Genomic DNA, 26,626 nt, shown 5'->3' on the forward strand with positions numbered 1-26,626 from the left:
TGTGGGGCCGGCCGTGGCCGTCGGTGCGCACGGGGCCGGGTCGGTGGTGTTCCTCACACGGCGGTGGCGGTGCGGTGGTCCCGCTGGACGGGGAACCGGCGCACCGGGGAGTGGGGGGACGACGGCGGGTTCAGCACCGCCAGTTGGAGCCGCTGGAGTTCCGGCGAGGGTTCCAGGCCCAGTTCCCGGTCGAGGATGCGGTGCAGGGTGCGGTAGGCCTGGAGCGCCTCGGCGCGGCGGCCCGAGTGGTTGAGGGCGGAGATCAACTGGCCGTGGAACCACTCGTTGAGCGGGTACTCGTTGACCAGCTCGGACAGCTCCGGGATGGCGTCGCGCTGCCGGCCGAGCCGGATCTCCGCCTCGATGCGCAGTTGGAGGCCCCGGATGCGCAGCTCCTCCAGGTGGACGATGCGGCCGGTGAGCACGTCCCCGGCGGGGATGTTGGACAGGGCGGGGCCCCGCCACAGGGCGAGGGCCCGGCGCAGGAGGCCGAGGGCGCGTTCCGGCTCGTCGTCCTGAAGCGCTTTCTGGCCGCGTGCGATGAGGTTCTCGAATATCTTGACGTCGACCTCGTCGTCCTCCACCTGAATAACATATCCAGGCGCGCGGGTTACGAGAAGGGTACGTTCGGGTGCCACGATCCCTTCGCTTACAAAAAGTTTACGCGCGTGATAAATGTAGGTCTGAAGGGTCGTCAGCGCGCTCTTCGGCGGGGCTTCGCCCCAGAGTTCCCGGATCAGTGAATCCGAGCTCACGGTCTCGTTGGGCCTGGTGAGGAGCAGTGCCAGCGACTGGCACACTTTCGGCGTGCTCGGTAGGCGGGAACGGCCGTCTTCCGTGATGATTTCGAATGGCCCGATCAGATTGAATCGCATTGGAGCACCCCCATGGTGTCGTTCAGTCGACTTGCCCTTCAGCTATCTGGCCAACAACTCCACAGTAGATCAACGGGCGCGAAGCCGAGGTTTCACAGGAGGGAAATGTCATGTCCCTCCGGCAAGGGGTGTGAAAAGAGTCAGGGGGTGCGAAATCCGGCCGTTCTCCGGCCTATCCCGCATTCTTCCAGCCGGGGCCGGGGGCGGTGGTCCAGGAGCGCGCCGCCCCGTGCGCGGACGCGGCGGACGGCCACCCCGCCCGCCCGGCGCGCCCCGTCCGCCGTACCCGCGCCGCCGCCTCCTCCTCCGCCGCCGCGGCGGAGGCCAGGACCGCTGCCAGCACCACGGTCACCGCGGCCGTCTCCTCCGGGGCCGGGGACCCGCGCGTGATGCGCCACGTCCCGCTCACTGGGGCTGGTTCCCGTGCTTGCGGCCGGGCAGCTGCGCGTGCTTGTGCCGCAGCATGTCCAGGGCGCGGATCAGTTCCGTCCTCGTGTCGGCCGGATCGATGACGTCGTCGACGAGCCCGCGCTCGGCCGCGTAGTACGGGTGCATCAGCTCCCTGCGGTACTCCTCGATGCGGGCGCGCCGGGTCTCCTCGGGGTCCGGCGAGGCGGCGATCTCGCGGCGGAAGACGACGTTGGCGGCGCCCTCCGCGCCCATGACGGCGATCTCGTTGGTCGGCCAGGCGAGCGAGACGTCGCAGCCGATGGAGCGCGAGTCCATGACGATGTACGCGCCGCCGTACGCCTTGCGCAGGATCACCTGCACCCTCGGCACCGTCGCGTTGCAGTACGCGTACAGCAGCTTGGCGCCGTGCCGGATGACGCCCCCGTGCTCCTGGTCGACGCCGGGCAGGAAGCCGGGCACGTCGACCAGGGTGACCAGGGGGATGTTGAAGGCGTCGCAGAACTGGACGAAGCGCGCCGCCTTCTCGGACGCCTCGATGTCCAGGACCCCGGCCGTCACCAGCGGCTGGTTGGCCACGAAGCCCACGGTCTGGCCGCCCAACCGTGCCAGGGCGCAGACCACGTTGGCCGCCCACAGCTCGTGGACCTCGAAGTACTCGCCGTCGTCGGCGATTTCGGCGATGACGTGGCGCATGTCGTAGGCGCGCTGGGGATCGGCGGGCACCAGGTCCGCCAGCGCTTCGCAGCGCCGGTCCACGGGGTCGTGGACGGGTTCGGCGGGCGGCAGTTCCCGGTTGTTGGCGGGCAGGTACGCCAGCAGGTGCCGTACGTCCTCCAGGCAGCTCTCCTCGTCGTCGTACGCGAACGCCGCGACGCCCGAGGTCCGCGCGTGCACGTCGGCGCCGCCCAGCGCGTCGTGGCCGATCTGCTCGCCGGTGACGGCCTGGACGACGTCGGGGCCCGTGATGAACATCTGCGAGGTGCCGCGCACCATGAAGACGAAGTCGGTCAGGGCCGGGGAGTACGCCGCGCCGCCCGCGCACGGGCCCATGATGACGCTGATCTGGGGGATGACCCCCGACCCGCGCACGTTGCGCTGGAAGATGCCGCCGTAGCCGGCCAGCGCGGTGACGCCCTCCTGGATGCGGGCGCCCGCCCCGTCGCACAGTCCGACGACGGGCGCGCCCGCGGCCAGCGCCAGGTCCATGATCTTGTGGATCTTCTGGGCGTGGGCCTCGCCGAGGGCGCCGCCGAAGATCCGGAAGTCGTGCGCGTACACGAAGACCGTGCGCCCGTCGACCTCGCCCCACCCGGTGACGACGCCGTCCGTGTGCGGCCGGCGGTCCTCCAGGCCGAAGCCGGTGGCGCGGTGGCGGCGCAGCGCCTCGGTCTCCACGAAGGTGCCCTTGTCGAAGAGGAGCTCCAGGCGCTCGCGGACCGTCAGCTTGCCCCGGGCGTGCTGGGCCGCGGTGGCCTTGTCGCCCGGTCCGGCCAGGACGCGGTCGCGCAGCTCCCGCAGCTCCTCCACGCGCGACCGCAGGTCACCCGCCGGGCCGGGCTCCGGCGGCGCGGGCCGCGGCGGGCGGGCGGCGGCCCTGCGGGGCGGTGCCGGCTCCGTCCGGTCGGTCTGTGGGGTGTCGTCGACGATGCTCACGCGTGCCCTTTCCGAGAGGAGTTCGGCCCCTGCCGCACCGGAGCGATGCCGGGCCCCGTCCCCTGAAGGCTGAAGAGTGCCGCTAAAAGGGGGCTCGAACGGCGGTCCACGCGGTCAGGCACGGCAGGCGGGAAGCCCGCCGTGGTGCGCGACCATCTCGGAGAACAGCAGGCCGACGTCCATCGGTTCGCCCGGTGCCGCGCCCCGCGCCTCGGCGTAGGCCCGGTGCAGGTTGGGGACGAGCCGCTCGGAGTCGAGCAGGTCGGCGTACGCTCCGAGGTCGGCGTCGCGCGCCGCCTCCAGCGGGGTGACCCCGGCCGCGATGCCCTCGGCCGCCAGTTCCTGGACCCGGCGCAGGTAGCCCTCGGTGACGTCGAGCAGCTCGGGGCCGCCCACGGGCCCGTGCCCGGGCACGATGGTCTCGGCGCCGAACGCCCGGAGCCGCTCCATCACCTCGATGGTGCCCGCGACGGAGCCCATCAGGCAGAACGGGGTGGCCCCGGACATGACGAGGTCCCCGGCGTACAGCACGCGCCGGTCGGGGAGCCACACGACGGTGTCGCTCGCGGTGTGCGCCGGGCCCAGGTGGACGAGCTCGGCGCGGACCCGGCCGACGTGCAGGGTGAGCCGGTCCCGGAAGGTGAGGTCCGGGAGGGTCACGGTGATCTCGCCCCACGGGACGTCGGGCCACAGCCCGGTCAGGTGGAGGCCGGTCGCCTCCATCTCGGCGCGGGCGCCCTCGTGGGCGACGATCACGGCGTCGTCGGCGAACAGGTGGTTGCCGAAGGTGTGGTCGCCGTGCGAGTGGGTGTTGACCACCAGGCGCGGCGGCTGCGGCGACACCCGGGCGACGGCCTCCTTGAGGGCCTGCGCCCGGGCTTGGGTGGCGGCGGTGTCGACCAGCGCCGAGCAGCCGTCCGAGACGACGAGTCCGGCGTTGTTGAGGCACCATCCGCCGTCGGGCTGCACGTAGGCGAAGACGTCCTCCGCGACCTCCTGCAGCCGGGGGGTCGGGGTGGCGGGGTGGCGGGGGGTCACGGGCAGCTCCCTGGGGTGCGGGTCGTTCGGGTACGGGGGTCGGGGCGCGGGGCCGGGGGCGCGGGGGGGCACAGGCGCCGTGGGCCGGGGGCCGTGAGCCGGGGGCGCGGGCGCGGGGCCGGGGAGAGGGCCCGGCGGACGGCCGCGCACACCGGCACGACCACCGCCCCGGCCCGTGGGCCCGGGCCCGAGGGATGGGGCCCGGCAGGCTGCCCCGCACGGCAGCACGGCCACCGCGCCCCGGCGGGCCGACCGGCCGTCGGGACGGCCGGTGCGGACCCGCAGACCCGGGCCGGAGGGGCGAGGCCCGGCAAGCAGCCCGCGCGGTGGCGGGGCCGCCGCGTCGGGCGGGTCGTCCGGCCGGGCCGGGGGCGGCCGGTACCGCCGAGGGCGGCCGGTACCGCCGAGGGCGGCCGGTACCGCCGGGGGCGGCCTGTGCCACCGGGGGGCGGCCGACCCGGGCCCGTGGTGCGGCGGCCCGTGGGCCCGCGCCGCCGCGCCGGCGGGCTAGGCCCCGTACCGGCCGCCGTCGCGCGGCCCGCCGGGGGCGGCCGACCCGGGCCCCCGGGCCGCCCGACCGGCCGGCTCCGTCCCGGACGCGTCAGAAGACCTGGTCATGGCTGATGGTCCGGGACTTGAGCGCCGGCCTCCCCCCGTCGATGACCAGCACGTCGTGGACCGTGCAGCTGGGGCTGATCTCCGGCTTGCCGCCCGGCCGTACGGTCACGACCAGGGCGTACACGGTGGAGTGGACGGTGCCGTCGGGGCGCGGGTCCAGGGCGATCTGGTTGAACCAGTGCCGACGGCGCACCGGGTCGCCGTCGAACTTCTTGTGGAAGTCGACGAGTTCGCGGACGATCCCGGCCCGGCCCCGGGCGGGCTCGACCCCCGGGGAGTGCTGGAACTCGCCGTCCTCGGTGAACGTGGCGGCGTACTCCTCGAACCTGCGGTTGTCCAGGTGGTGCATCTGGTGGGCGTAGAAGTGCTGCACCAGGGAGTGGAGTTCGGTGAGGGAGGAAAGGTCGGCGGTGACGCTCAAGGGGGTCTCCTCGGGTAGGGGGCCGTCAGGCCGAGGCGCCGGTCCCGGCCTCGGCGAACGCGGCGGCGTGCCGCATGGTGGCAAGGCTGTTGCGGCCGAGCGCGTCACGGACGTGGGCGCGGGCGTCGGCGAGGGTGCGGTCCGCGCCGAGGACCTCCGGCACCGCGGCCGGGTCGAGCACCACGGTGTGCCGGGCGGTGGCGACGGTGGTGCCGCCCTCGCCGGACGCGAACTCCCACAGGCCGCTGTGGCCGAGCAACAGCCGCGGGGTGACCCGCTGCTTGTAGGCGATCCACGACGGCTCCTCGCACACGCGCACCGAGCGGGTCGTGTGCGCGGAGCCGTCCGCCGTGACGGTGTCCATCTCCAGGTCCTGGATGCCGGGCGGCTCCTCGACCAGGCGGACGCGGCTGACGTGCGGCAGGCGCTGCGCCCACAGGTCCGCGCGGTGCACGAAGGCGTACGCGTCGAGGGCCGCCCCCCGGAATTCGAGGGTGTCGGTGAAGGTGAGGACCATGTCCCGCACGGGGTGGCCGAGTTCGGCCACCCGTGCCAGGGCCCGCAGTTCCTCGGCGCTGTTGCGGTCCAGCGCCTCGTTGATCCACTTCACCGTCTCCGGGTCGTCGCCCTCGGCGGCGAAGTCGTGCAGCAGCACGAGGCGGGTGCCGCCGTGGGGCAGGGCCTCGAAGCGCCACTCGCCGCCCATGGAGGCGATCGGGGGGCGGCTGCGCTCCTGCCGGAAGGTGATGCGCAGGCCCTCCGGGTCCAGAGTGCGCCGCGAGGTCCAGTCGGAGACCCCGCCGTTCACGGTCGCCCAGATCCGGAACCGTTCGGCGCGCTCGCCGCGCTCCAGGTGCTGTACGTGCACGGTCGGCCCGAAGACGGCCGGCCAGGCGGCCACGTCGGCCACCAGGTCGTACAGCACCTCGGGGCGGGCGGACACGTCCAGGGTGTGCTCGGTGCGGTGCCGTCGCGGTGTCATGCGGGCGTGCTCCTCGTGCGGGGCGGGCGGGGCAGGGACGGGCGGGCGGATGGGCGGATGGGCGGGTCAGGCGGCGCGGGCCACGAGGCCGTTGACCAGGTTGGCGAGTTCCTGGGGCGTCGTGACCTTCGTGATCTCGTCGTCCGGCACGACCACGCCGAACTCCTGCTTGATCTGCGCGGCGCTCTCCATGAGGGCGAGGGAGTCGTACCCGAGGTCCTCGAAGGTGAGGTGGGTGATGTCGGTGTCGGGGCCGACGCCTTCCATGTCGCCCGCGCACGCGACGAGAATGCGGCGGACGTCGTCGACGGTGATCTGTGCCATGGGTTCTCTCTCCTTGGTTCGTGCGGTGAGGGGGGCCGGGGGTGCGGTGCCGTCTACGGCTCGTCGACGGCGCTGACCACCACGGCCGCGTTGAAGCCCCAGCGCCCCCGGGCGAGGACGAGGACGTGACGGACGCGCCGCTCCCGGGGCTCGCCGCGGACGACGTCGATGCCGTAGGCGTCGGGTACGCCGCCGAGCCCGGGGGTGGGCGGTACGACGCCGTCGCGGATGGACAGGGCCGCGGTGACCACGTCGAGCGGGCCGCCGCCCGCGTACAGGCGCCCGGTGAGCGCCTTGGGCGCGGTGACGGGGACGCCGCCCGCGCCGAACAGGCCGCTGAGGGCCCGGGCCTCGGCGGCGTCGAGCTCGGGGATCCCGGCGCCGTCGGCGAAGACCGCGTCGATGTCGGCGGGGCCCAGCCCGGCGTCGGCGATCGCGTTCTCGGCGGCGCGCCGCAGCCCCGGCGGGCGGCCCGAGCCGGGCGCGGGGTCGAACGTGGCGCTGTACCCGGTCAGCGCGGCGTGCAGCCGCTCGGCTCCGCGGGCGCGGGCGCGGTCCTCGTCCTCCAGGACGAGCATCGCGCCGCCCTCGCCGGGCACGTGGCCGGAGGCGAGGCTGTCGAAGGGCAGGTAGGCCCGGGCGGGGTCGGTCTCGCGGGTGACGCGGCCGTCGGCGAGCTGGGAGACGTACCCCCACGGGTCGAGGGCGGAGTCGACGCCTCCGGCGATCATCAGGGGGGTGCCGCGGCGGATGCCGCGGCGGGCGTAGCCGAGGGCGTCGAGTCCGCCGGCCTGCTCGCCGACGAGGGCGGCGCTGGGGCCGCGCATGCCGTGCCGGATGGAGATCTGGCCGGTGTTGACGGCGTAGAACCAGGCGAAGGACTCGTAGACGCTGACGAACTCGGGTCCCTTGCTCCAGAGCTTGGCGAACTCCCGGTGGGTGAAGTCGAAGCCGCCGAGGGCGTTGGAGGTGATGACGCCCATGTCGTAGTCGGGCAGGTCGCCGGGGGAGACGGCGGCGTCGGTGAGGGCCCAGGCCGCGGCGGTGAGCGCGAGCTGGGTGGAGTGGTCGGTCTGCGGGAGCAGTCGGCTCGGCAGGTGCTCGGCGGGGTCGAAGTCGTCGATCTGCCCGGCGAGGGTGGCCGGGTAGCCGGAGACGTCGAAGCGGGTGACCCTGCCGATGCCGCTGTGGCCGGACAGGACCGACTTCCAGTAGGTCTCGGTGCCCAGGCCGTTGGGGGCCGTGACGCCGATTCCGGTGATCACCGTCCTGGCGGTCATGCGGCGGCTCCTTCCGGGGTGCGCAGGACCATCGCGCTCTGGAAGCCGCCGAAGCCGCTGCCGACGGTCAGGACGGTGTCCACCCGCTGTTCGCGCGCGGTCAGCGGCACGTAGTCCAGGTCGCACTCGGCGTCGGGGACGTGCAGGTTGGCCGTGGGGGGCACGACGTTGTGCCGGATGGCGAGGGCGCAGGCCGCGATCTCCAGGGAGCCGATCGCGCCGAGGGAGTGCCCGACCATCGACTTGATGGAGCTGATCGGCACGCGGTACGCGTGGTCGCCGAGGCTGCGCTTGAACGCGGCGGTCTCGTGCCGGTCGTTCTGCTTGGTGCCGGAGCCGTGGGCGTTGACGTAGTCGACGACCGTCGGGTCGATGCGGGACTCGTCGAGGGCGGCCCGGATCGCCTCGGCCATCTCGCGGCCGTCCCGCTTCAGGCCGGTCATGTGGTACGCGTTGCAGCGCGTGGCGTAACCGGTGATCTCGGCGTAGATCTGCGCGCCCCGGGCCCGGGCGGTCGCGTACTCCTCCAGGACGAACACGGCGGCGCCCTCGGCGAGGACGAAGCCGTCGCGGGAGGCGTCGAACGGGCGGGAGGCGTGCTCGGGGTCGTCGTTGCGGGTGGTGGTGGCCTTGATGGCGTCGAAGCAGGCCACCACGATCGGGGAGATGGGGGTGTCGGCGGCACCGGCGACCATGACGTCGGCGCCGCCCTCGCGGATGAGCTGCACCGCGTGGCCGACGGCGTCGAGGCCGGAGGTGCAGCCGTCGGACACCATGGTCACCGGGCCCTCGGCGCCGGCCACCCACGCGATTTCGGCGGGCATGACCCCGGGGCTGAGGTAGTCGAACATGTGCGGCGACAGGTAGCCGGGGTCGACCCGCCACTCGCGCCCCCGGTCGGACATCACCAGGTACTCGTTCTCCAGGCTGGTCGCGGAGGCGACCGCACTGCCGAGGCTGACGCCGATCCGGTGCGGATCCACGCCGCCGAACTCCAGTCCGCTGTCGGCGACCGCCTCCCGGGCGCAGGCGACCGCGAACTGGGTGGCCCGGTCCATGCGGCGGATCTCGCGCGGGGTCAGTCCCTCGTCCTCGGGGCGGAAGTCGACCTCGCCGGCGACCTGGGACCGGAACGGGGCCGCGTCGAAGAAGGAGATGCGCCGGGTGGCGGTGCGCCCGGCGGTGAGCAGGTCCCAGAACGCCTTCGCGCCGGACCCCCCGGGAGCGCGGATCCCGATTCCGGTGATCACCACGCGGCGGCTCATCGGGGGCTCCCCGCGCTGCCGGCCGCCCGGGGACCACCGTGCTTGCAGCAGAACATCGCGTCTCTTTCCTTTCGTCTTGCCCGGCGGGTCCGCCCGGCCACTCCCGTGGGGGCACCGCCGCCGGCTCTCCTCACCCTGCGGACAGGGGCTCGAACACGACTCGAAACCGGATCACCGCGCCCGGGGCCGGTGCGGGTGGCGCGGTCAGGCGACGTACGGCCGCCGTGCCCGGGCCTCGCGGAGCGCCTGCGCCCACCACATGAGCTGGTCGAGCAGCTTCTTCGCCGCCGCGTTGACCTCCTGGGCGTCCAGCGGCTCGCCGTCGTCGCCGAACCGGGTGTGCACGTGCGGGAAGTTCACGCTGTCGCGCAGCGGCACCGCGTGCAGTTCGGTGAAGACCGGCCGGAGCTGCTCGATGGCGCGGATGCCGCCGGACATGCCGCCGGCGTATCCGACGAAGCCCACCGGCTTGGCCTGCCACTCGGCGTAGAGGCAGTCGACGGCGTGCTTGAGGGCGGCGGGGTAGCCGCGGTTGTACTCGGGGGTGACGACGACGAAGACGTCGGCCCCGGCGATGCGCTCGGCGTAGGCGCGCACTTCGGGCGAGGCGTACCGGCCGTCCTCGCCGACCTCCCCCAGGACCGCGGGGAGCCGGGCCCCGGCGATGTCGACGACGTCGACGTCGAGATCGCCGCGGGCGCGGGCCCGGCGGACGAACCAGTCGGCGACCACGGGGCCGAAGCGGCCCTCGCGGGTGCTGCCGACGATGACGGCCAGGCGGGTGGGCGTGGCGGTCGGCATGGGTGCTCCTAGCGTGAGGTGGGGAACCGGTCCCGGAGGCGAGGGGGCGAGGGGCGCGGGCGTGCGGGGGTGCGGGGGTGCGGGGCGGGGAGGGGCGCGGGGCGGCGGGCGGAGCCGCTCAGCCGGCCCGCCCCGTCAGCAGGACCACGCGGCCGGTGTGGGCGCGGGTCTCGACGAGCCCGTGGGCCTTGGCGGCCTCTTCGAGGGGCAGCGCGCTGTGGATCGCGTGCCGGACCGTCCCGTCGGTGAGGTACCGGACCAGCTTCTCGTGGTGGTCCAGGTACTCCTGGCGGCGGCTCGTCCGCCACTGCCCCAGGGCGAAGCAGGTGAGGGACCGCATGCCGATGAGCTCCATGGGCGAGATGCCGGGGACGGCACGGCCGCCGGCGGAGGAGCCGTAGAACACGAGCCGGCCGAACGGGGCGAGGAGCCCCACTCCGGTGCGCAGCACCTCTCCGCCGACGCTGTCGAGGATGACGTCGACGCCCTGGCCGCCGGTGGCCTCCCGCACCCGGTCCGGCCAGTCGTCGCGGGAGTAGTCCACGAGGACGTCGGCGCCCAGTTCCCGTACGAAGTCGAGCTTGCGGGCGGAGCCGGCGGTGGCGATGATCCGGCCGGCGCCGGCCGCCCTGGCCGCCTGGACGGCGAGGTGGCCGATGCCGCCGGAGGCGGCGTGCACCAGGACGGTCTCGCCCTGCCGCAGCGACGCGGTGGCCAGGGTGCCCATGGCGATGGGCCCGGAGCCGGGCAGGGCGGTGGCCTGTGCCGCGTCCATGTCGGCCGGGACCGGCAGGACGGTGTCCGCGTCCACCGCGACGTATTCGGCGTACGCGCCGTGCAGGGTGAAGGCGCCCACGCGGTCGCCTTCGCGGATCCCGGTCACCCCCTCGCCCAGGGCGGCGACCGTGCCGACGACATCGCCGCCCAGCACGATGGGGAACGTCGGCTTCCACATGGGGGCGGGGAAGATGTCGCGCCGCATCTGGGTCTGGGCGAACCCCACGCTCACCGCCTCCACGGCGATGAGCACCTGTCCCGGGCCGGGGCTCGGCACAGGTGTCTCCTCGACCCGCATGACCTCCGGGGCCCCGAACGCGTGGATACGGATGGTGCGCATCATTTCCTCCGGTCGTCGTCGCCGGGACCAGCCTCGCGAGCCGGGCTTGAGCACGGCTCGGAGACAGCTCGGGGACGGATCGAGGGGCGCGCGGAGGCCCGGAGAGGTCGGGGAGCCGAAGACCCGGATACCCGAGAGGTCGGGGGGCCCGGGGGCCGGGGGCCGGGGGCCCGAAGACCCGGAGGCTCGAAGACCCCGGGCCCGAAGACCCGGGGCCCGGAGGTCCGGTCAGCGCACGGTGCGGGGCTCCGGGCGGCCCGTGCACTGCTTGAGTTCGAAGAAACCGGGGTCGGTCGCCAGGGTGCGCAGCGCGTCCCACAGGCGCAGGGCGCGCTCGCCGGTCGGGATCTCGCTGAGGACCGGCCCGAACTGCGCGGCGCGGCCGTTGACGGAGAGGGTGGGGACGCCGATGAGCTCCTGCCCGAGGCCGTCGGACGGCACCCGGGCGTGGGAGGCCCGCAGCGCCTCGTCCCACCGCTCGGAGCCCGCCTCCCCGGCCAGGTCGGCGGGGAGGCCGACGTCGCGGAGCGCGGCCTCGACGACGGCTCCGGTTCCGCTCATCGCCTCGGTCATCACCTGCTGCCAGGTGTCCTCGGTGGCGTCGCGCACGGGGGCGAAGATGCCGTCCGGGGCGTGCAGGCGGCTGCCCAGGGCGGTGTAGAGGGGGCCGACGACGTCGTCGCCGTGCGCGTGCCGCGCCGCCGCCACCACGCGTACGGGACCCCAGTACGCGTCCAGCATCCTGCGCCGCTGCTCGGACATCTCCGAGCCGCTGTTGAGCAGGGCGAGGCTCATCTCGTGCCAGCGCACGGTGAGCGGGCGGTGCTCGGCGACCTCGGTGATCCAGCGCGAGGTGATCCACGCCCAGGGGCAGAGCGGGTCGAACCAGAAGTCGACGGTGTCGGTGCCGGTGTCGGGCGCGTGGCGGGTTCCGCCGGTCTCGGTGGTGTTCATGGGCTCCCTCTGTTCCTGTTTCCGTCTATCCGTTGTGGCCGTCGTGTCCGTCGCGCACGCCGTCGGTGCCGTCGTGTACGTCTTCGCCGCCGGCGTGCGCGTCTTCGGCCTCGTCGTGTACGTCGTCACCGCCGCCGTGCGCGTCCTCGCTGCCGTCGGCCCCGCCGGTCCCGTGGGAGACGCCGGCCCCGTCGGCCCCGCCGGTCCCGTCGGGGGCGCCGACGCGGGCCAGCGCCTCCAGGACGGCGTTCTGCCGGGCGTCGCGGTCCGCCACGCGGCGCGCGTAACCGTCCCGCCCGTAGGTCTCCTCGGCGAGGTCGGCGAGCCGGTCGATGGTCTCCGCCGTCATCCGGGGGCGGCCGAGGTCCCGCCAGGCGTCGTCCATGCCGGGCCCGGCCGCCGCCAGCCAGCGGCGCAGGCCACCCTCGCCGCCGCCGAGGTGGAACGCCTGGAAGAGGCCGACCGCCGCCCAGCGCACCCCGAGGCCCTGGGTCACCACCGTGTCGAGCTCGGCCATGGTGACGACGCCCTCCTGGACGAGGTGGACGCCCTCCCGGAGGATCGCGGCCTGGAGCCGGTTGGCGACGAACCGCCGCACCGGCTTGCGCAGCACGACCGGGACCCGGCCCACCGACCGGTAGAAGGCGACGCACGCCTCGACCGCCGCCGGATCGGTCCGGCTGCCGCCGACGACCTCCACGAGGGGGATGAGGTGGGGCGGGTTGAGGGGGTGCCCGACGAGCAGCCGCCCGGGGTCGGCCATCGTGGCGCCCATGGCGTCGGGCAGCAGCCGGGAGGTGGAGGAGAGCAGCAGGGCCGTCGGGGGCGCGGCCGCGCCGACGCGGCGGAAGAGGTCCTGCTTGAGTTCCAGGTCGTCGGGCAGGTTCTCCTGGACCACGTCGACGTCCCGTACGGCCCGTTCGAGGACGGGCTCGACCTCCAGCCGGCGGGCGAGCTCCCGCGGGTCGCGTCCGCCGCCCGGCAGTCCGGGGGCGAGGACCTCCAGGGCCTCGGCGACGATCCGGTCCGCCCCGGCGCGCCGGCTGTGGACGCGGACGCGCAGTCCGTGGGCCAGGAAGAGGGTGGTCCAGGCCAGTCCGATGGTGCCGGCCCCGATGACGGCGATCGTGCGCGGGGCGGCGGGTTCCGTCGCGGTGCCCATGTCCTACCTGCCGTGGTCGGGGTGGTCGGTGTGGTCGGTGTCGCCGGTGGGTGTCCGGACATCCGGCAACGGCCGCCGGAGCGGTGCTCCGGCGGCCGTGCGGAACCGTCCGTTCCTGCCCGTCAGGGCTGGACCTTGGTGGTGGAGAAGACCACCGGCTTGGCCGGGTCGGCGTAGCACTGGAAGGGGTCCCACTCGTTGGTGGTGGGCTGGAGGCGGTACCAGTAGAAGGACGGGTCGTCGAAGCTGGTGCCGCCGGCGGTGGTGGTCAGCGTGCCGGATCCGGGGGCGCGCAGGACGACCTCCAGGTTCGGCAGGTCGTACGCCACCCCGCCCTCGAACATGCCGTCGGCCCGCACGACCAGGGTGTTGCCGTTCCGCTCGACCCACTGGCTGCCGTTGAGGTTGGCGCTGCCGCCGCTCAGCCAGTAGCCCACCACCGTGGCGCCCGCCGGCACCTGGTACGCGATCTTCACGTCGGTCAGCGTCTTGTTGTACGCGGCGACCGCGTTGATCGGCGTCGAGTCGAACGTGACCTTGAACGCCTTGTACGGGGCGACGGTGGCCGGCGCCGTCACGGTGAAGTCGCGGGAGTACTCGACCGGGATCCACCCGCCCGACACCCGGGTCTGACACACGTACGGCTGCGTGGTCGTGGTCTTGGTGCCGTTCGTCGCCGCCGTGGCGGAGCCGCTCGTCACCAGGACCCCCGTGACGGCCACACCCACCGAGGCGAGGAGGGAGGCGGCCTTCTTCCAGTTCGTCTGCACTGTGTTCCCCTGTTCTTCGCGCCTGGACGCTCCGGGCGCGCCTGGCCTAATCTGGCCGCCCCGGCTGGAGTCGCGATCGAGAGTTCATCCAGGCCCGGCGCCCCTACCCGGCGGAGGTCGCGGCGCGCGCGGCGGCGCGGGAACTGGCGCGTTCGAGGTGGTCCACGAGTGCGGCGGGGTCCATCACCCCGGAGACCGGGGGCAGCCCGTCGACCACGACGGACGGCACACCGGTGACGCCGAGGTCACGGGCCCGCTGCTCGTCGGCGCGGACGGGGGCGGCGTACGCGTCCCCGGCGAGCACCTCGCGCGCCTCGGCGGCGTCGAGGCCCGCCTCCTCGGCCAGGCGCACCAGCACGTCGTGGTCGGCGATGTTCAGCGCCTCGGTGTGGTACGCGCGGAAGAGCCGTTCCATCAGCTCCCCGGTGACGCCGCGCGCGGCCGCCAGGTGGGTGAGCCGATGGGCGTCGAAGGAGTTGACCGGGGTGGAGAGGTGCATGTTGATCTCCAGGCCCTCCCTGCGGCCGTGCCCCTTGATCAGGGCGACGCGGGCCGGGACGGCGGCCGGGTCCATCCACTGTTCCATGACCTTCGCGGCCGTCGGCCCGGGCTCGCGCTCGGCCTCGGGGCCGAGTTCGTAGCTGCGCCAGACGACCTCGACCCCGTCCCGGTGGCCGAACCGCTCCAGGGCGTCGTGGATGCGGCGCTTGCCGATGTAGCACCAGGGGCAGAGGATGTCGGAGAAAATCTCGATCTTCACAGGGGTCTCCTCGGTGGCCGTTGGGCGGGGGCGCTCGCGGTGGTCAGTCGATCGACAGGACGACCTTGCCGCGCACGTGCCCGGTCTCGACCTCGCGGTGGGCGTCGGCGGCGGCTTCCAGGGGGAAGACCCGGGAGATCTCGACGCGCAGCCGGTTCCGGTCGTACAGCTCGGTGAGTTCGCGCAGGCGCTCGGCGGACCGCTGGCTGAAGATGGCCCGGACGCCGAGCTCCTCGACGCGGGCGAAGTCGACGAGGGTGCCGATGCGGGCGCGGTCCTTGACGAGTTCGACGGAGACGTCGAGGGCCTCGCCGCCGATGCAGTCGAGGGCGGCGGTCACCCCCTCGGGGGCCAGGGCGCGGACCCGGTCGGCGAGCCCCTCGCCGTAGGTGACGGGGATCGCGCCGAGGGAGCGGAGGTAGTCGTGGTTGCGCTCGCTGGCGGTGCCGATGACCGTGGCGCCCCACTCCTTGGCGAGCTGGGCGGTGATCGTGCCGACGCCGCCGGCGGCGGCGTGCACGAGCAGGGTGTCGCCGGGGCCGACCTCCAGGGCCTTGAGGGCGGTGTGGGCGGTCTGCGCGGAGGCGGAGAACGCGCCGGCCTCCTCCCACGGCATGTTCGCGGGCTTGGGCACGACCTGGTCGGCCGGGACCACGAGGTACTGGGCGTAGCAGGAGAGCACGGCCCAGCCGAGGACCTCGTCGCCCACGGAGAACCCGGTGACGCCTTCACCGAGTTCGTCGACGACGCCGGCGAAGTCGTTGCCGAGGACCTGGGGGAAGGCCAGGGTCATGCCGGGCGGGTTCCAGCCGGCGCGGACGGCGCAGTCGTACGCCTGGGCTCCGGCCGCCTTCACCCTCACCCGCACCTCGCCGGGGGACGGACGGGGCGTGTCGAGCTCCGTCACCTCGAGCACCTCGGGGCCGCCGAAGGTACGGATGGCTGCTGCCAGCATGGGCGATTCCTTCCTCGCACGTATGGGTCACGGGTCCGCCGGGGTTCCCCGGCGAGCCCGTGACCCCATCGTGCAACCTCAGCCACAGTTGAGGTCAACCGGGCTCGTGGAGGCCGGAGTTGGGCCCAAGCGGTCTTCGAGCGGTCTTCGAGCGACTTTCAAGTGATCTTCGAGTGGCCTTCGAGCGGTCTTCGAGCAGACTTCGAGCGGCCCCGGCGCCGTGGCGTCCGCTCAGTCCTCGGTGGCGCCCGGCCCGGCGGCGCCCGGCCCGATGGCGTCCGGCCCGGCGGTGTCCGGCCCGGCGGCGCCCGGCCCGGTGGCCCGGGCGCGGGCGACGGCGGCGATGACGGCGTTCTGGACCGTGTCGCGGTCCGCCGCGAGCCGCTCGTAGGAGTGGGCGCCGAACGCCTCGTCGGCCTGGGCGATCACCGTGCCGACCGTGGCCTCGTCGACCGGCGGTTCGCCCAGCCCCGCCCAACTGCGCTCCAGGCCGACGCCGAGGTGCTGGAACCAGTGGCGCAGTCCGCCCGGCCCGCCGCCGAGGTGGAAGGCCCGGAAGGGGCCGACGGCCGCCCAGCGCGGCCCGATGGACGCGGTCACGATCTCGTCCAGCTCCGCGACCGACACGACCCCCTCGCGGACCAGGTGGATGCTCTCCCGGAGCAGGGCCGACTGGAGCCGGTTGGCGACGAACCCGGGGACGGGCCTGCGCAGCACGGTCGGCGTCTTCCCCAGGCCCCGGTAGAACGCGACCGCGTCGTCCACGGCCGCCGGGTCGGTCCGCTCCCCCGCGACCACCTCGACCAGCGGCACGATGTGCGGCGGGTTGAAGGGGTGGGCCACGAGCAGCCGGGACGGGTCGTCCATCGCCGAGCCGAGGTCGTCGGGCAGCAGCGTGGACGTCGAGGACAGCAGCAGGGTGCGGGGACCGGCCGCGGCGCCGGCGCGCGCGAAGAGGTCCCGCTTGAGCGCCAGGTCCTCGGGGGCGTTCTCCTGCACGATGTCCGCGCCCTCGACCACGCGGGCGACGTCCGGCTCGAACCGCAGCCGCTCCGCCAGCTCCTCCGGGTCCCTCGGGCCGCCGGGGAGGGTGGCCGCGTACCGGCCGAGGGCCGCGCGCACGTGGCGTTCCGCGTCGGGGCGGCGGCTGTTGACGCGGACCGCCATGCCCGCCGCGGCGAACAGGGCGATCCAGCCGAGGCCGATGGTGCCGGTGCCGATCACCGCGGCCGTACGCGCGGGCCCGGCTCCGCCCGCCGCCGCGGCCGTGCCTGCCGTCGTCTCACTCACGGGTGCTCCTGGGGTACGGGGAGGGGCGCGGATCAGTAGGTGCCGAGGGCGCCGCAGACGTTCATGGCCTGCGCGGTGACGGCCCCGGCGGCGTCGGCGACGAGGTAGTCCACCATCGCCGCGACCTCCTCGACGTCCACGTAGCGGCCGATCGGCACGCGGGTGGTGACCTTCTCGGCGGCCTCTTCCTCGGTGATGTCCCACATGTCCGCGTAGTGGCGGCGGACCCGCTCGGCCATCGGGGTCTCGACGAAGCCGGGGCAGACCGCGTTGACGGTGATGCCGGTCTTGGCCAGGTCCAGGCCCAGCGCCTTGGTGAAGCCGACCACGCCGTGCTTCGACGCGGAGTACGGGGCCGCGGTGACCGCGCCCTGCTTGCCGGCCGTGGAGGCGATGTTGATGATCCGGCCCCAGTCCTTGCCGAGCATGCCGCCGGCGGACAGGACCTCGCGGGTCACCAGGAAGACGCTGTTGAGGTTGGTGTTGATGACGTCGTACCAGAGCTCGTCGGTCATCTCCGCGATGGCCCCGCCGCCGTTGCGCCCGGCGTTGTTGACCAGGACGTCGATGGCGCCGTAGCGCTCCACCGCGGCGCGGACGAAGCGCTGGACGTCCTCCTTGTCGGTGACATCGCACGGGACGCCGTCGACCTCCAGGCCCTCGTCGCGCAGGGACTTGACGGTCCCGGCGAGCCGGTCCGCGTCCCGTCCGCACACGAAGACGCGGGCACCGCCGCGGGCCAGGTGCGCGGCCACGGCCAGGCCGATCCCGCTGGTCGCCCCGGTCACCACTGCCACCCGCTGCTGACGCTCGGCCATCGTTCCTCCGTAACACCGTTTACTCGAAGCGAGTTTGACGGTGACTAGAGTCGGCGCCGGGGCTCGACGGGTGGTCGAGGGGGGATCCAGCGGTACGCGCGGCCGGCCCGGGCCGGCCCCGGTGGGGGCCCAGCCCGGTGGGGCCCCGACCCGGTGAGGTCCGGCGCGCCACCGGCCGGCGACGCGCCGGAACCCTCCGGGGTCAGCCGGTCCGCGCCGCGGCGGGCCCGGCGGTGCGGGTCGCCGGGAAGTTCTCGGGGCCGGCCAGCACGGCCGCGAGGTGGGCCACGGACGCCATCGTGATGTGCCGGTGCCAGCCCTGGAACGAGCGGCCCCCGAAGTCCCGCAGGCCCACGTTCTCGGCGATCGGCAGGAAGTCGCGGGTGACCACGTCCGCGAGCTCGGTCAGCTCCACCACCGTGGCCAGCGGGAGGTCGCTCGCGGTGGTGAGCCACAGCTTGGCGGGCCGGCGCTCGCGGCCCGGCCAGTGCGCCACCAGCAGCAGCGGCCGGTCGGGGTCGCGCCGGGGCACGGGCGTCTGCGCCGGTACGACCGGGATGACCGCCGCCACGGCGTCCTGTACCGGCCTGCCCCACGGGTCCTGGCATTCGAGGGGCCTGCGCATCCGCTTCATCGACTCGACGAGCTGCTCGGCCTGTATCTCGCGGTCGCCGTAGCCCTGGAGGGTCTTGCAGTCGATCCGCAACGGGGTCGAGGGGCTCACCCTCATCACCAGCGGCATCCCGGCCCGGTCGAAGTGCCGGAGGCACCCCCCGATGTCCAGCCCCTCGCTGTCGAGGACCACGAGCCCGCAGGACACGCCCCAGTCGCGGACCGGCTCCAGGGCGACCGCGCTCGCGCACTCCTCCGGGGTCTCCGGTCCGATCTCCTCGGGGATGCTCGCCATCCGCCGGCGCAACGTGTCCTTCGACCAGCTCGGGGGCAGCACCAGCCGCCAGTTCACCGGCACCGCCGCGTCGGCCGACGCCAGCCACGCCCCGTACGCCTGCTGGCCGACGACGGTCTGCCCCAGGTGCGGGACGAACTGCTTCTCCACCCCCACCGAGAGCGTGCCGACCCGCGGGACCACGGTCGGCAGCACCACCAGGGTCCGCGGCCCGGTCAGCCGCTCGACCGCGGCGGCGAGGGCGCGCCGCACCTCCGTCCACTCCCACGGCGACCCGCTGATGAAGTGGTGGGTGCTCTGCCGCGCGGCCTCCCCGCCGACCTGGTCCGCGATGTTCCGCAGCGTCTTGCGCCCCGTGGCGGTCAGCAGCCCGCGCGTGTACCGCTCGGCCTGGAGGCGCTGGTCACGTCTGCCCAGGGGGGCGAAGACGGAGTCGCCGAGTTCGGCCACCCACGCCTCCAATTCACCGGGTCCGATGGACGGGTTCTCGCCACCCGGGGCCGCCCTGTATCGCTGGCCGACGTGCATGGTTCCCCCTTGAACATGACAGGCTGCGCACTACTTGAACATTTTCGGCGTAAAACCTACGCGATTGACGTTGCAGAATCGATATCAAGGATCGATTGGCTGGAAATCGGCAACCCACGGTCCACGAAGTGCGCATTCGTCGGCATTTCTCGGCCGGAAACCACCGGAGCGGGGCTCTGGAGCACCACGGGCGCGTCCGGTTCCAAGCCGGATGTCATGTCACATACCGACGGGTCGGTTACGCAGAGTGCCGACTGCGAGGTCGCCCGGGCGGACGGCCGGGGTGAGGGCCCGGTGGGGGCGGGGATGGCTCGAATGGGACGGGTGAGGGTGAGAGCATCGGCCATGCCCCTGCGGGCGGGGCCCGGACGGGGCCTGCCGATGGGCGAGAGCCTGCCGGGGGCCAGAGGGCGCACGGGCGTGCGGGCGTGCGGGCGTGCGGGCGTGCGGGCGTGCGGGCGTGCGGGCGTGCGGGCGTGCGGGCGTGCGGGCGTGCGGGCGTGCGGGCGTGCGGGCGTGCGAGAACCTACCGGGGACCGGGGGCCGGGGCCGGAGGGGGCGCGGGCGCGGAGAGGGGCGGCGGTCACCCCGCCGCCGAGGGGCCCGGGACGCGGAAGGGGACGTGCCCGGGGCGCGAAGAGGACGTGACCCGGGGTACGAGGGGGCCGTGGCCCGGGGTACGAGGGGGCCGTGGCCCGGGGCTCGGAAGGGGATGGCACGCTCCTCACCCCATCCGTCACGGCCGGGCCGTGGCCGTCGCGCGGACGGGCGGCTCCGGCGGTGCGGACACGGGCGAGGCCACGGTCACACGGCCACCCGGGGCGTCGCCGCTCCACACACGCGGTGCGGACGCGGGCGAGGCCCGCCGCGCCGTGGGCCGTCGCGCGGACGCAGGCGCGAACCGCCGCGCGGACGGCCCGGACGCGGCGGAGGCGCCCCCGGCCCGGCCGGACGCGGCCCGGCACCGACCGACGCGGCTCAGGCGGGCCAGGCCGTCGGCCCCGCCGGGGCGGCCCGAGGCCGTGGTGTTCGCGCACCGCCTCGTCACCGGCTCCGGCGAGCCCCGGGACGCCGCCGGGGCCGGACGGCGCGTTCACCTCGCCCGTGCGGTTGCCGAGACCGCACGCCGTCCGCCGAGCCCCGTCACCCCTCGGGAAAGCGGATCGCTGAACCGGAGCGGTGGAATTTCCTGTTCCTTATCCACCGCCGTCCATCGCCCCTCCCGCATTTCGGCTCGCGCGGCTCGTCGCGACATCCGCGGCGGTTCCGCCGGGGGTCTTCGCGGGCGCCACCTCCCCCCCGTCCGCGAATACCGGAATGGCACGGCGGGCCCCGGCGGAACGCCCGCACGGAGAACCACGGAGAACACCGAAACAGCCGAGGAGACGGCCGCCAGGGCACCGAAAGGCCCTACGGAGCCTCCTTCGGGCACCGATCCCCGGCACGCGGCGCGGACCCGGCCGGCGCGGCGCCTTCCCTCGGGGACCGTGCCGTGGAGCGGGGAGGAACCGTTCCGGCGCCGGACGGGCTCCTCCCGCGCACCGGCGGTCGGCCGGAAGCCGGGCATCTTTTCGCGTTCCGGGGAAACACGCGGGTCGGCACGTTGGGTCGTCGAACGCGAAAGGTTCCGCCATGGCCGATGACGTCATCGCGATGATCAGGAATGACCACCGTGAGCTGGATCGCCTCTTCGAGATGATGAGGAAGGACAAGGGTTCGCGGCCGCTGGCGCTGCCTCTGGCCGTGGCGATGCTGGAGGCACACAGCCGGGCCGAGGAGGAGTACGTCTACCCGGTGCTCACCGAGAAGGTCGGGGAGGGGGAAGAGGTCCAGCACGCGACCGAGGAGCACCACGAGGCCGAGGACCTGGGCAGGCGGCTGCTGGAACTCGACTGGGAGAGCACCGAGTTCGAGGAGGGCCTGGAGAAGTGGATCGGCGCCGTGCGCCACCACGTCGAGGAGGAGGAGCAGGAGCTGCTCACCGCGCTCGGTGAGGCCCTGGACGCCGAGCAACTGCACCGCCTCGGGCTGGAGTTCGCCGGGCAGCGGTCCGAAGAGCTGGCCGGGAAGGCCGTCCGCGGGGGCGGCGGGGACGGTGACGGAGGCGGTGGCGCCTCCGGCGGAGGCCGGAGCGAAGGCGGGCCGACGCGGGACGAGTTGTACGCGAAGGCCCGGAAGCTGGGCATCGAGGGGCGGTCGACGATGAACAAGGACGAGTTGGAGCGGCAGGTGCGGGAGGCGGAGGCCGGCGCCGCGGGTGCCTGACACCCGGGACGGGGGGCCGGGCGCCGCCGTGCGCGGGGGCGCCCGGCCCCCTCCCCCGGGTGTTTTCGCCGCCGCCGGAGTCGTCCGGCGGCGGCTTTTTCCGGTCCGTGGGAGGGCCCGATGCCTACGGTTCTCCGGCCCGCTGGAGGGCCCGGACCGATGGTTTCCCGGCCCGTTGGAGGGCCCGGACCCACGGTTTTCCGGCCCGTTGGAGGGCCCGGGCCGATGGTAGGTTCGAACGCGTGAGTGCAGTGGGGGCCACCGCGGCGTGCGCGGAGACGGAAGCCGGGCGGGGGCTGCGTACGCGGGAGGCCGCCGGGCCGGCTGCCGCCGGGACCGCTCCGCCGCGGATCCCGGACGTGCGCGCCGCGCACGGCGGGCCCGTCCCGCCGCCGCCCGTGGGGGGCGTCCCGGCCGCCGCGCCGCCGGCCGTGCTCCTCCGCGCCCCGGGCGCCGGGTCGCGCGCGCGGTCGCGGAAGGCCGGCGAACCGCTCGAAGCGGCGGGCTCCCCCGCGCTGTTCCCGCTCGCCACCGGTGTCCCCGGCACCCCCGCTTAGGAGTACGGCATGACTCACGGCGACCACCTGATGCGCAGGCCGTACGTGCCCCTGCCCGCGCCCGAACCCGTGCCCGCCGTCGACCAGCGGCTCGCCTCCGCCCTCGGACGGCCCCAGCACGGCGACTCGGCGGTGCGGCGCGTCGGACAGTCGCTGCGCGGGCTGGCCGCCTCCGTCGCCAAGGAGGGCGCGGAACACGATCGCGGCGGGCGGGAGGTGCGGCTGCCCGTCCCCAGCGGGCGGGTCATCGCCGTGACGTCCATCCGCGGCGGGGTCGGCAAGTCGACGGTCGCCGCGCTCCTGGGGCGCACGTTCACCCGGCACCGGCCCGACCCGGTGCTGACCCTGGAGGCCGACGCCGCGCTGGGCACGCTCGCCGTGCGGATGGGCGCCCCGTCCGTACGGTGGTCCTGTCCCGAGCTGGCGCGGATCCTGACCCCCCGCATGGACCTGAACGACATCACCGGGTACCTCGTCCCCGTCCCCGGTGGCGGCTGGCTGCTCCCGGCGAGCCAGGGCCGCGTCGGGCCGCCGCTGGACGTGCCGACGTACCGGACGGTGTCGCTGGCGCTGCGTCGCCACTTCGCGGTGACCGTCGTCGACTGCGAGACGCTGCCCGGCGAGGTCGCCCGTACGGCGATGGACACCGCGCACGCCCGGGTGATCGTCGCGCCGCGCACCGCGGAGGGCGTCAACGGCACGCGCGTCGTGCTGGACTGGCTGGGCGGGCTGCCGCACCGCCGGGCGATCGACAGCACCGTCGTCGTCCTGACGTCGGGCGCCCCCGACATGACCCTCGACCAGAAGACGGCCGTCGCGCACCTGCGGGAGCCGGGCGTGACCGTGCTGACGCTGCCGTACGACCGACACCTCGCGCAGGGCGGGCCCATCCACACGGCCATGCTCGCCCGGGCCACGCACGACGCGGCCGTCGACCTCGCGGGGGCGGCGCTGCGGCGGGCCCTCGGGATGCGCTGAGGCCGGACGGCCCGAAGGGGCCGGAAGGGCCGGAAGGGTCGACCGGGACAGCCGGGACGGCCACGACAACCAGGGCGGCCGGGACGAGCGGGACGAGCGGGACGGCCAAGGTGACCGGAGCGGCCGGGGCGGGCAGACGGGGCAGCCGGGACGGCCGAGGCGGGCCGGGCTCAGCCGCTGCCGCACGCCGACGGCAGCCACTCCGCCTTCCCGTGCCGCTCGCGGACCTCCTCCAGCACCGCCAGCCGCGCCGGCAGCTCCCGCGGGTCGGCCAGGAACCGCAGCACCGCCTGGTGGAAGGCGTCGCGCATCGCCGGGGGCATCGCGTCGGAGGCGTCCCAGCAGCGCATCGTGCCCCGGCCGCGCAGGGTCGCGTCGATGCGGGCGGCCATCGGGTCCGCGTCGTACACGCCCGACGGGACCGACCGGTTGGCGGTGAAGCCCAGTCGGGCCGTGCCGGGGTCGGCGAGGTGGCGGATCAGCGCCCGCGCCCCGGGGGTGTCGCGCAGCATGGCCGCGAGGTCGCCGGAGACCTCCCACGCCGTCAGGTCCGGGCGGGCACCGGGGATCACGGCCTTGGAGTGGACGTACCGGCCGCGGGCCTCCGTCCAGTGCGCGCCGGCGCGGACGAACGCCGCCTGGTGCTCCAGCCGCTCGTTCACGCAGGCGGGGCGCCCGCCGCCCCACGGGTCCTGGTAGGGGGCGAGGAGCGCCCGCTCGACGCGCCGCCGGTCGCCCGCGCCGACGAGGTCGCCCCACGTCGTCCACGCCCTGCGCACGGCCGGGTCCGTCCAGGGCAACCGGCCCGTCGCCCACTTCTGGTACGTCTCCCAGCCGGCCTGCTGGAGCAGGACGTCCTCCACCCAGTCGGTGCCCGGCCAGCCGGACGTGGCGCCGGACTCCATGGCGAGGCACCACTCCCCCGGGTCCCGGGCGATGCGGGCGGCCTCCGCCTCGGTGAGGGCGCCCGGGTGCCACACCATGCTCTTCAGGTCGACCTTCACCGGCACCCAGTGGACGCCGCCCTTCAGCGCGGGCGCCCACACCGGGTCGTAGTGGTCCGGGTCGAACAGGCCGTCCAGGGGCTTGAGCCGGCCCTGGGCCGCGTACGCCGCGAGCTCGCCCGGGCCCGGCATGATGACCACGTCGGGGGGCGTGCCGGACGCCACGTCGGCGGCGAGCACCTGGCTCTCGGCGGAGCTGCCCTGGTACACGACCCGGATGCGGTGCTTCCGCTCGAACGGGCCCAGCACGTCGCGGCGGAAGCGTTCCTCGTCCTCGCCGGTCCAGTTGCCCAGCACCGTGACGGAGCCCTTCCAGCGCCCCGCCCACCACTCCGCGCCCGCCACCGCGCCGGTGACGAGCAGCGCCAGGCAGAGCGCCACGACGGCGTACGTGCTCCGGCGGCCGGTCATCGGCGCTTCCCGACGCGGTACTCGGCGATGCGCGGCAGCAGGCCGCTCGCGGTCAGTGCCACCAGGGCCACCCCTCCCACCAGGATCCAGTCGGACGCCGCCGCCCGTGCGTCCGCTTCGGCCAGGTGCCGCGCGACGCGCGCCCCGGCCGTCGCGATGCCGTCGCCGGTCGGCGCGCCCCTCAGCTCGCGCAGCGCGTCCGCCGCGCCGGTGCGCGTGCGGAGGGTGAGCCACGCCAGGGTCGCCGCGCCGGCCGCCCACAGCGCCGTCGCGGCCAGCAGCGGCGGGTCGGCCAGGCGGCGGAAGCGGCGCCGGACGAACCGCTGGGCCTCCCCCAGGGCCGCGCACAGGGCGGTGAACAGCACGGCGGCGGCCCCCCAGGCGAGGACCAGCGGCCACCCGAACGCGGCCTGCTCCTCGGCCACGTCGAGCTGCTGCTCGCGCAGTTGGGCGAGGCGGCCCATGATGTCCTCCTCCGTGTCGGGCGCGTCGAGGACGCGGCCCGCGTAGTGCAGGTAGGCGGTGCGCAGCGGGGAGCCGCCGGGTTCGCGGCCCGCCTGCTCGACCCAGCCGGAGTAGACGGCGATCAGCCCGGTGACGGTCTGCAGGGTGCGGCGGCCGTCCAGGCCGGTGACGTTCTCGGAGGCGGCCAGGGCGAGGGCCTGGTGGGCGACGGAGACGCGGGTGTGGAACGCGCTCGTCCCCGCGCCCTCCAGACCGGCCTCGGCCGCCGCGTCGCGGGCCGAGGCCAGGGCGGACCTCGCGGTGTCGACGGCGAGGACGCCGGGCGCGCTGGACGAGGCGAGCCGGTCGGCGTCGTCGTGGACGGCGCGGAAGGCGCCGAACAGGACGAGCGTCGTGGTCAGGCCGAGGACGAGCAGCAGCGACAGCCGGGCGCGGAGGTCCCGCGCGGTGGTGCTCACGGCCGCTCCCGGAGGCGGTGGCCGCAGCGGGGGCAGAACCGGGCGTCGACCGGTGCCCGCCCGCCGCACGCCGGGCACGGGACGGTGGCGGCGCCCGGGCCGGTGCCGGTGCCCGGGGCGCCGGGGCCTTCGGGCGCGTCCCCGTCCCCCTCGGGGCCGTACGTGCTGTGGCTGCTGGCGGTGATCAGGTGTTCGAAGTCGACGGGGGCCAGGTCGGGGCGGATCCGGACCCGGCCGGTGGCGGCGTCCACGATCTCCACCAGCCGTGCGAAGTCGGCGAGCGGCCGGGCCGCGCCGACGGTGTGGGCGAGCCGGACGCCACGGCCGAGGTGGTGCTCGGCGCCCTCGCGGTCGCCCCTGCGGTAGGCGTCGGCCGCGGCGGCGACGGCCTGGCCGAGCTGCCCGTACAACTGGAAGTGGGCGACCTGGGTGTCGGTGTGCCGGGAGAGCGCCGGGTCCTCCGTCCAGTGGACGACGCAGGGGCGCGGGGGCGGCGGGCGCAGGCCGCCGGCGACGGCGGGCGGCACGAGCGAGACGACGGCCAGTTGCAGGTCCTCGCGGCGGGGGCGCCCGGTGGGGTCGGCGGAGAGGCACAGGTGGTACCGGCGGGTCTCGTCGCCCCAGGCGCGGGTGGTGAAGCGGTGCGGGGCGCCGGGGTCCGGCCGGCCGGCGGGCTCCAGGTCGACCTCCGTGGGGAACACCTGCTTGAGGTAGCGGACCGTGGTGCCCGGCACGGGCGCGACCTCGATGGTCAGCTCGGGGACGGTCTTGGTGAGCAGCCGGGCGGTCAGCTTCTCGTACGCGCCGGGGAGCTCGGACTCCTCGCGTACGGCGCCGACGCTGCCGTGCAGGCGGCGGGCGATCCGCAGCAGCTCGCGGGCGTCCCAGCCGTCGCCGATGCCCCAGGCGTCGCAGACGAACCGGCCTTCCCACGTGTCGAGCACGGCGTCGAGCGGCATCTCGCTGTCGTGCTGGTTCTTGCCGTCCGTCAGGAGCAGGACGTGCCCGATGGGCGCGTCCTGCTCGGTGAGGAGGCGGCCGGCCAGGTCGAGCCAGGCGCCGATGCAGGTGCCGCCGCCGGCCACCAGTCCGTGGACGGCGGACTCGGCGCCGCGGCGGTGCCCGGGGGACGCGGCGGCCATGCGCTCCGCCGCCGGGTAGGCCATGGCGGCGCCCTCGGTGCCCTGGACGACGGCGAACGGGGTGCCGGCCGGCAGCATCCGGATCGCGGCGGCGGCGGCCTGGCGGGCGGCGCGGAACTTCTCCTGCGGCCAGGTCATCGAGCTGGAGCAGTCGACGACCAGCACTTCGGCGAGGAGCGGGCCGCCGCCCGGCCCGCCCGCCGCACCGCCCCCCGGCCCGTCTCCCGCGCCTCCCGCCGCGCCGCCCGTGCCGTCGACCCGGACGGTCAGCACGACGTGCATCTCCTGGTCACGGGCCTCCGCGGACAGGTACTTCCACTGGCTGATCTCCAGGCCGGCCGTCGTCCCCGCCGCGCCGCCCGCGGTGCTTGTCGGCGTCATGTCCCTCGCGTCCCCCTCGTCGCGTGCGTTCGCCTC

Annotated in this window: 25 protein-coding genes and 1 pseudogene; 3 read left to right on the top strand and 23 right to left on the bottom strand. The window is 74.9% G+C overall.

Features of this window, described 5'->3' with window-relative positions; all coding sequences use genetic code 11:
• Nucleotides 1-53: 53 nt before the first annotated feature.
• The 20 genes and pseudogenes from RND61_RS00970 to RND61_RS01065 form a co-directional block, all read right to left on the bottom strand.
• On the bottom strand, nucleotides 54-584 hold the full coding sequence (locus RND61_RS00970) for an AfsR/SARP family transcriptional regulator (RefSeq protein WP_315875874.1): 531 nt from the start codon (nucleotides 582-584) through the stop codon (nucleotides 54-56).
• Nucleotides 585-650: 66 nt separating this feature from the next.
• A pseudogene (locus RND61_RS00975) lies at nucleotides 651-875 on the bottom strand (AfsR/SARP family transcriptional regulator); the annotation flags it as partial.
• 172 nt (nucleotides 876-1,047) lie between these two features.
• Nucleotides 1,048-1,227: a hypothetical protein gene (locus RND61_RS00980; protein ID WP_315875659.1), complete on the bottom strand. Its 180-nt coding sequence runs from the start codon at nucleotides 1,225-1,227 to the stop codon at nucleotides 1,048-1,050.
• A 53-nt stretch (nucleotides 1,228-1,280) separates the two neighbouring features.
• The gene (locus RND61_RS00985; RefSeq protein ID WP_391652621.1) at nucleotides 1,281-2,939 is read right to left on the bottom strand and encodes an acyl-CoA carboxylase subunit beta; all 1,659 of its coding nucleotides are present in this window, start codon (nucleotides 2,937-2,939) and stop codon (nucleotides 1,281-1,283) included.
• A gap of 114 nt (nucleotides 2,940-3,053) precedes the next feature.
• Nucleotides 3,054-3,977 (bottom strand): MBL fold metallo-hydrolase, encoded by a 924-nt coding sequence (locus RND61_RS00990; protein WP_315875660.1) that lies wholly within the window; start codon nucleotides 3,975-3,977, stop codon nucleotides 3,054-3,056.
• A 601-nt stretch (nucleotides 3,978-4,578) separates the two neighbouring features.
• Entirely contained in the window at nucleotides 4,579-5,016 is a 438-nt protein-coding gene (locus RND61_RS00995; RefSeq protein ID WP_315875661.1) for a nuclear transport factor 2 family protein, read from the bottom strand.
• A 25-nt stretch (nucleotides 5,017-5,041) separates the two neighbouring features.
• Nucleotides 5,042-5,998 carry an aromatase/cyclase gene (locus RND61_RS01000; RefSeq protein ID WP_315875662.1) on the bottom strand — a complete coding sequence of 319 codons (957 nt, stop codon included), beginning with the start codon at nucleotides 5,996-5,998 and terminating at the stop codon, nucleotides 5,042-5,044.
• 66 nt (nucleotides 5,999-6,064) lie between these two features.
• On the bottom strand, nucleotides 6,065-6,322 hold the full coding sequence (locus tag RND61_RS01005) for an acyl carrier protein (protein ID WP_315875663.1): 258 nt from the start codon (nucleotides 6,320-6,322) through the stop codon (nucleotides 6,065-6,067).
• A 53-nt stretch (nucleotides 6,323-6,375) separates the two neighbouring features.
• The gene (locus RND61_RS01010) at nucleotides 6,376-7,602 is read right to left on the bottom strand and encodes a ketosynthase chain-length factor (protein ID WP_315875664.1); all 1,227 of its coding nucleotides are present in this window, start codon (nucleotides 7,600-7,602) and stop codon (nucleotides 6,376-6,378) included.
• Nucleotides 7,599-8,867 (bottom strand): beta-ketoacyl-[acyl-carrier-protein] synthase family protein, encoded by a 1,269-nt coding sequence (locus RND61_RS01015; protein WP_315875665.1) that lies wholly within the window; start codon nucleotides 8,865-8,867, stop codon nucleotides 7,599-7,601. The genes RND61_RS01010 and RND61_RS01015 overlap by 4 nt, the downstream gene beginning before the upstream one ends.
• 204 nt (nucleotides 8,868-9,071) lie before the next feature.
• Complete coding sequence (locus RND61_RS01020) at nucleotides 9,072-9,668, bottom strand: NADPH-dependent FMN reductase (protein ID WP_315875666.1); 597 nt, start codon at nucleotides 9,666-9,668, stop codon at nucleotides 9,072-9,074.
• Nucleotides 9,669-9,786: 118 nt separating this feature from the next.
• Nucleotides 9,787-10,785, bottom strand: a complete 999-nt coding sequence (locus RND61_RS01025) for a quinone oxidoreductase family protein (RefSeq protein WP_315875667.1) — start codon at nucleotides 10,783-10,785, stop codon at nucleotides 9,787-9,789.
• 228 nt (nucleotides 10,786-11,013) lie between these two features.
• Nucleotides 11,014-11,739, bottom strand: a complete 726-nt coding sequence (locus tag RND61_RS01030; protein ID WP_315875668.1) for a DsbA family oxidoreductase — start codon at nucleotides 11,737-11,739, stop codon at nucleotides 11,014-11,016.
• Between the two features lie 25 nt (nucleotides 11,740-11,764).
• Nucleotides 11,765-12,901 carry a 3-hydroxyacyl-CoA dehydrogenase NAD-binding domain-containing protein gene (locus RND61_RS01035; RefSeq protein WP_315875669.1) on the bottom strand — a complete coding sequence of 379 codons (1,137 nt, stop codon included), beginning with the start codon at nucleotides 12,899-12,901 and terminating at the stop codon, nucleotides 11,765-11,767.
• 122 nt (nucleotides 12,902-13,023) lie between these two features.
• Entirely contained in the window at nucleotides 13,024-13,671 is a 648-nt protein-coding gene (locus tag RND61_RS01040) for a hypothetical protein (RefSeq protein WP_315875670.1), read from the bottom strand.
• 103 nt (nucleotides 13,672-13,774) lie between these two features.
• Nucleotides 13,775-14,431, bottom strand: a complete 657-nt coding sequence (locus tag RND61_RS01045; RefSeq protein WP_315875671.1) for a DsbA family oxidoreductase — start codon at nucleotides 14,429-14,431, stop codon at nucleotides 13,775-13,777.
• Nucleotides 14,432-14,474: 43 nt separating this feature from the next.
• A complete protein-coding gene (locus RND61_RS01050; RefSeq protein ID WP_315875672.1) occupies nucleotides 14,475-15,386 on the bottom strand; it encodes an NADP-dependent oxidoreductase in 912 nt (303 codons plus the stop codon).
• Nucleotides 15,387-15,617: 231 nt separating this feature from the next.
• On the bottom strand, nucleotides 15,618-16,676 hold the full coding sequence (locus tag RND61_RS01055) for a 3-hydroxyacyl-CoA dehydrogenase NAD-binding domain-containing protein (protein ID WP_315875673.1): 1,059 nt from the start codon (nucleotides 16,674-16,676) through the stop codon (nucleotides 15,618-15,620).
• A gap of 32 nt (nucleotides 16,677-16,708) precedes the next feature.
• The gene (gene fabG, locus RND61_RS01060) at nucleotides 16,709-17,494 is read right to left on the bottom strand and encodes a 3-oxoacyl-ACP reductase FabG (protein ID WP_315875674.1); all 786 of its coding nucleotides are present in this window, start codon (nucleotides 17,492-17,494) and stop codon (nucleotides 16,709-16,711) included.
• Between the two features lie 202 nt (nucleotides 17,495-17,696).
• On the bottom strand, nucleotides 17,697-18,929 hold the full coding sequence (locus RND61_RS01065; RefSeq protein WP_315875675.1) for an IS701 family transposase: 1,233 nt from the start codon (nucleotides 18,927-18,929) through the stop codon (nucleotides 17,697-17,699).
• Between the two features lie 1,632 nt (nucleotides 18,930-20,561).
• Between RND61_RS01065 and RND61_RS01070 the strand changes: the two genes are divergently transcribed.
• From RND61_RS01070 to RND61_RS01080, 3 genes are all read left to right on the top strand, one after another.
• Nucleotides 20,562-21,194, top strand: coding sequence for a hemerythrin domain-containing protein (locus tag RND61_RS01070; protein WP_315875676.1), 633 nt, complete (start codon nucleotides 20,562-20,564; stop codon nucleotides 21,192-21,194).
• Between the two features lie 242 nt (nucleotides 21,195-21,436).
• Complete coding sequence (locus RND61_RS01075) at nucleotides 21,437-21,751, top strand: hypothetical protein (RefSeq protein ID WP_315875677.1); 315 nt, start codon at nucleotides 21,437-21,439, stop codon at nucleotides 21,749-21,751.
• 9 nt (nucleotides 21,752-21,760) lie between these two features.
• Nucleotides 21,761-22,729: a type VII secretion protein gene (locus RND61_RS01080; RefSeq protein ID WP_315875678.1), complete on the top strand. Its 969-nt coding sequence runs from the start codon at nucleotides 21,761-21,763 to the stop codon at nucleotides 22,727-22,729.
• A gap of 170 nt (nucleotides 22,730-22,899) precedes the next feature.
• Here the strand turns inward: RND61_RS01080 and RND61_RS01085 are convergent, their stop codons facing one another.
• The 3 genes from RND61_RS01085 to RND61_RS01095 are packed head-to-tail and all read right to left on the bottom strand — an operon-like array spanning nucleotide 22,900 to nucleotide 26,590.
• Nucleotides 22,900-24,144, bottom strand: coding sequence for an ABC transporter substrate-binding protein (locus RND61_RS01085; protein ID WP_315875679.1), 1,245 nt, complete (start codon nucleotides 24,142-24,144; stop codon nucleotides 22,900-22,902).
• Nucleotides 24,141-25,067, bottom strand: coding sequence for a hypothetical protein (locus RND61_RS01090; RefSeq protein WP_315875680.1), 927 nt, complete (start codon nucleotides 25,065-25,067; stop codon nucleotides 24,141-24,143). The genes RND61_RS01085 and RND61_RS01090 overlap by 4 nt, the downstream gene beginning before the upstream one ends.
• On the bottom strand, nucleotides 25,064-26,590 hold the full coding sequence (locus tag RND61_RS01095) for a VWA domain-containing protein (protein ID WP_315875681.1): 1,527 nt from the start codon (nucleotides 26,588-26,590) through the stop codon (nucleotides 25,064-25,066). Before RND61_RS01095 ends, RND61_RS01090 begins: the two co-directional genes overlap by 4 nt.
• Between the last annotated feature and the right edge of the window lie 36 nt (nucleotides 26,591-26,626).

Origin of the sequence: Streptomyces tamarix (assembly GCF_032423885.1) — a bacterium.
GTDB classification, from domain to species: Bacteria; Actinomycetota; Actinomycetes; order Streptomycetales; family Streptomycetaceae; genus Streptomyces; species Streptomyces tamarix.

Excerpts from the sequence above, each read along its gene's own strand:
- RND61_RS01000 (WP_315875662.1), bottom strand. The coding sequence starts at position 5,998 with ATGACACCGCGACGGCACCGCACCGAGCACACCCTGGACGTGTCCGCC.
- RND61_RS01005 (WP_315875663.1), bottom strand. The coding sequence starts at position 6,322 with ATGGCACAGATCACCGTCGACGACGTCCGCCGCATTCTCGTCGCGTGC.
- RND61_RS01010 (WP_315875664.1), bottom strand. The coding sequence starts at position 7,602 with ATGACCGCCAGGACGGTGATCACCGGAATCGGCGTCACGGCCCCCAAC.
- RND61_RS01015 (WP_315875665.1), bottom strand. The coding sequence starts at position 8,867 with ATGAGCCGCCGCGTGGTGATCACCGGAATCGGGATCCGCGCTCCCGGG.
- RND61_RS01020 (WP_315875666.1), bottom strand. The coding sequence starts at position 9,668 with ATGCCGACCGCCACGCCCACCCGCCTGGCCGTCATCGTCGGCAGCACC.
- RND61_RS01025 (WP_315875667.1), bottom strand. The coding sequence starts at position 10,785 with ATGCGCACCATCCGTATCCACGCGTTCGGGGCCCCGGAGGTCATGCGG.
- RND61_RS01030 (WP_315875668.1), bottom strand. The coding sequence starts at position 11,739 with ATGAACACCACCGAGACCGGCGGAACCCGCCACGCGCCCGACACCGGC.
- RND61_RS01035 (WP_315875669.1), bottom strand. The coding sequence starts at position 12,901 with ATGGGCACCGCGACGGAACCCGCCGCCCCGCGCACGATCGCCGTCATC.
- RND61_RS01050 (WP_315875672.1), bottom strand. The coding sequence starts at position 15,386 with ATGCTGGCAGCAGCCATCCGTACCTTCGGCGGCCCCGAGGTGCTCGAG.
- fabG (WP_315875674.1), bottom strand. The coding sequence starts at position 17,494 with ATGGCCGAGCGTCAGCAGCGGGTGGCAGTGGTGACCGGGGCGACCAGC.
- RND61_RS01065 (WP_315875675.1), bottom strand. The coding sequence starts at position 18,929 with ATGCACGTCGGCCAGCGATACAGGGCGGCCCCGGGTGGCGAGAACCCG.
- RND61_RS01070 (WP_315875676.1), top strand. The coding sequence starts at position 20,562 with ATGGCCGATGACGTCATCGCGATGATCAGGAATGACCACCGTGAGCTG.
- RND61_RS01080 (WP_315875678.1), top strand. The coding sequence starts at position 21,761 with ATGACTCACGGCGACCACCTGATGCGCAGGCCGTACGTGCCCCTGCCC.
- RND61_RS01085 (WP_315875679.1), bottom strand. The coding sequence starts at position 24,144 with ATGACCGGCCGCCGGAGCACGTACGCCGTCGTGGCGCTCTGCCTGGCG.
- RND61_RS01095 (WP_315875681.1), bottom strand. The coding sequence starts at position 26,590 with ATGACGCCGACAAGCACCGCGGGCGGCGCGGCGGGGACGACGGCCGGC.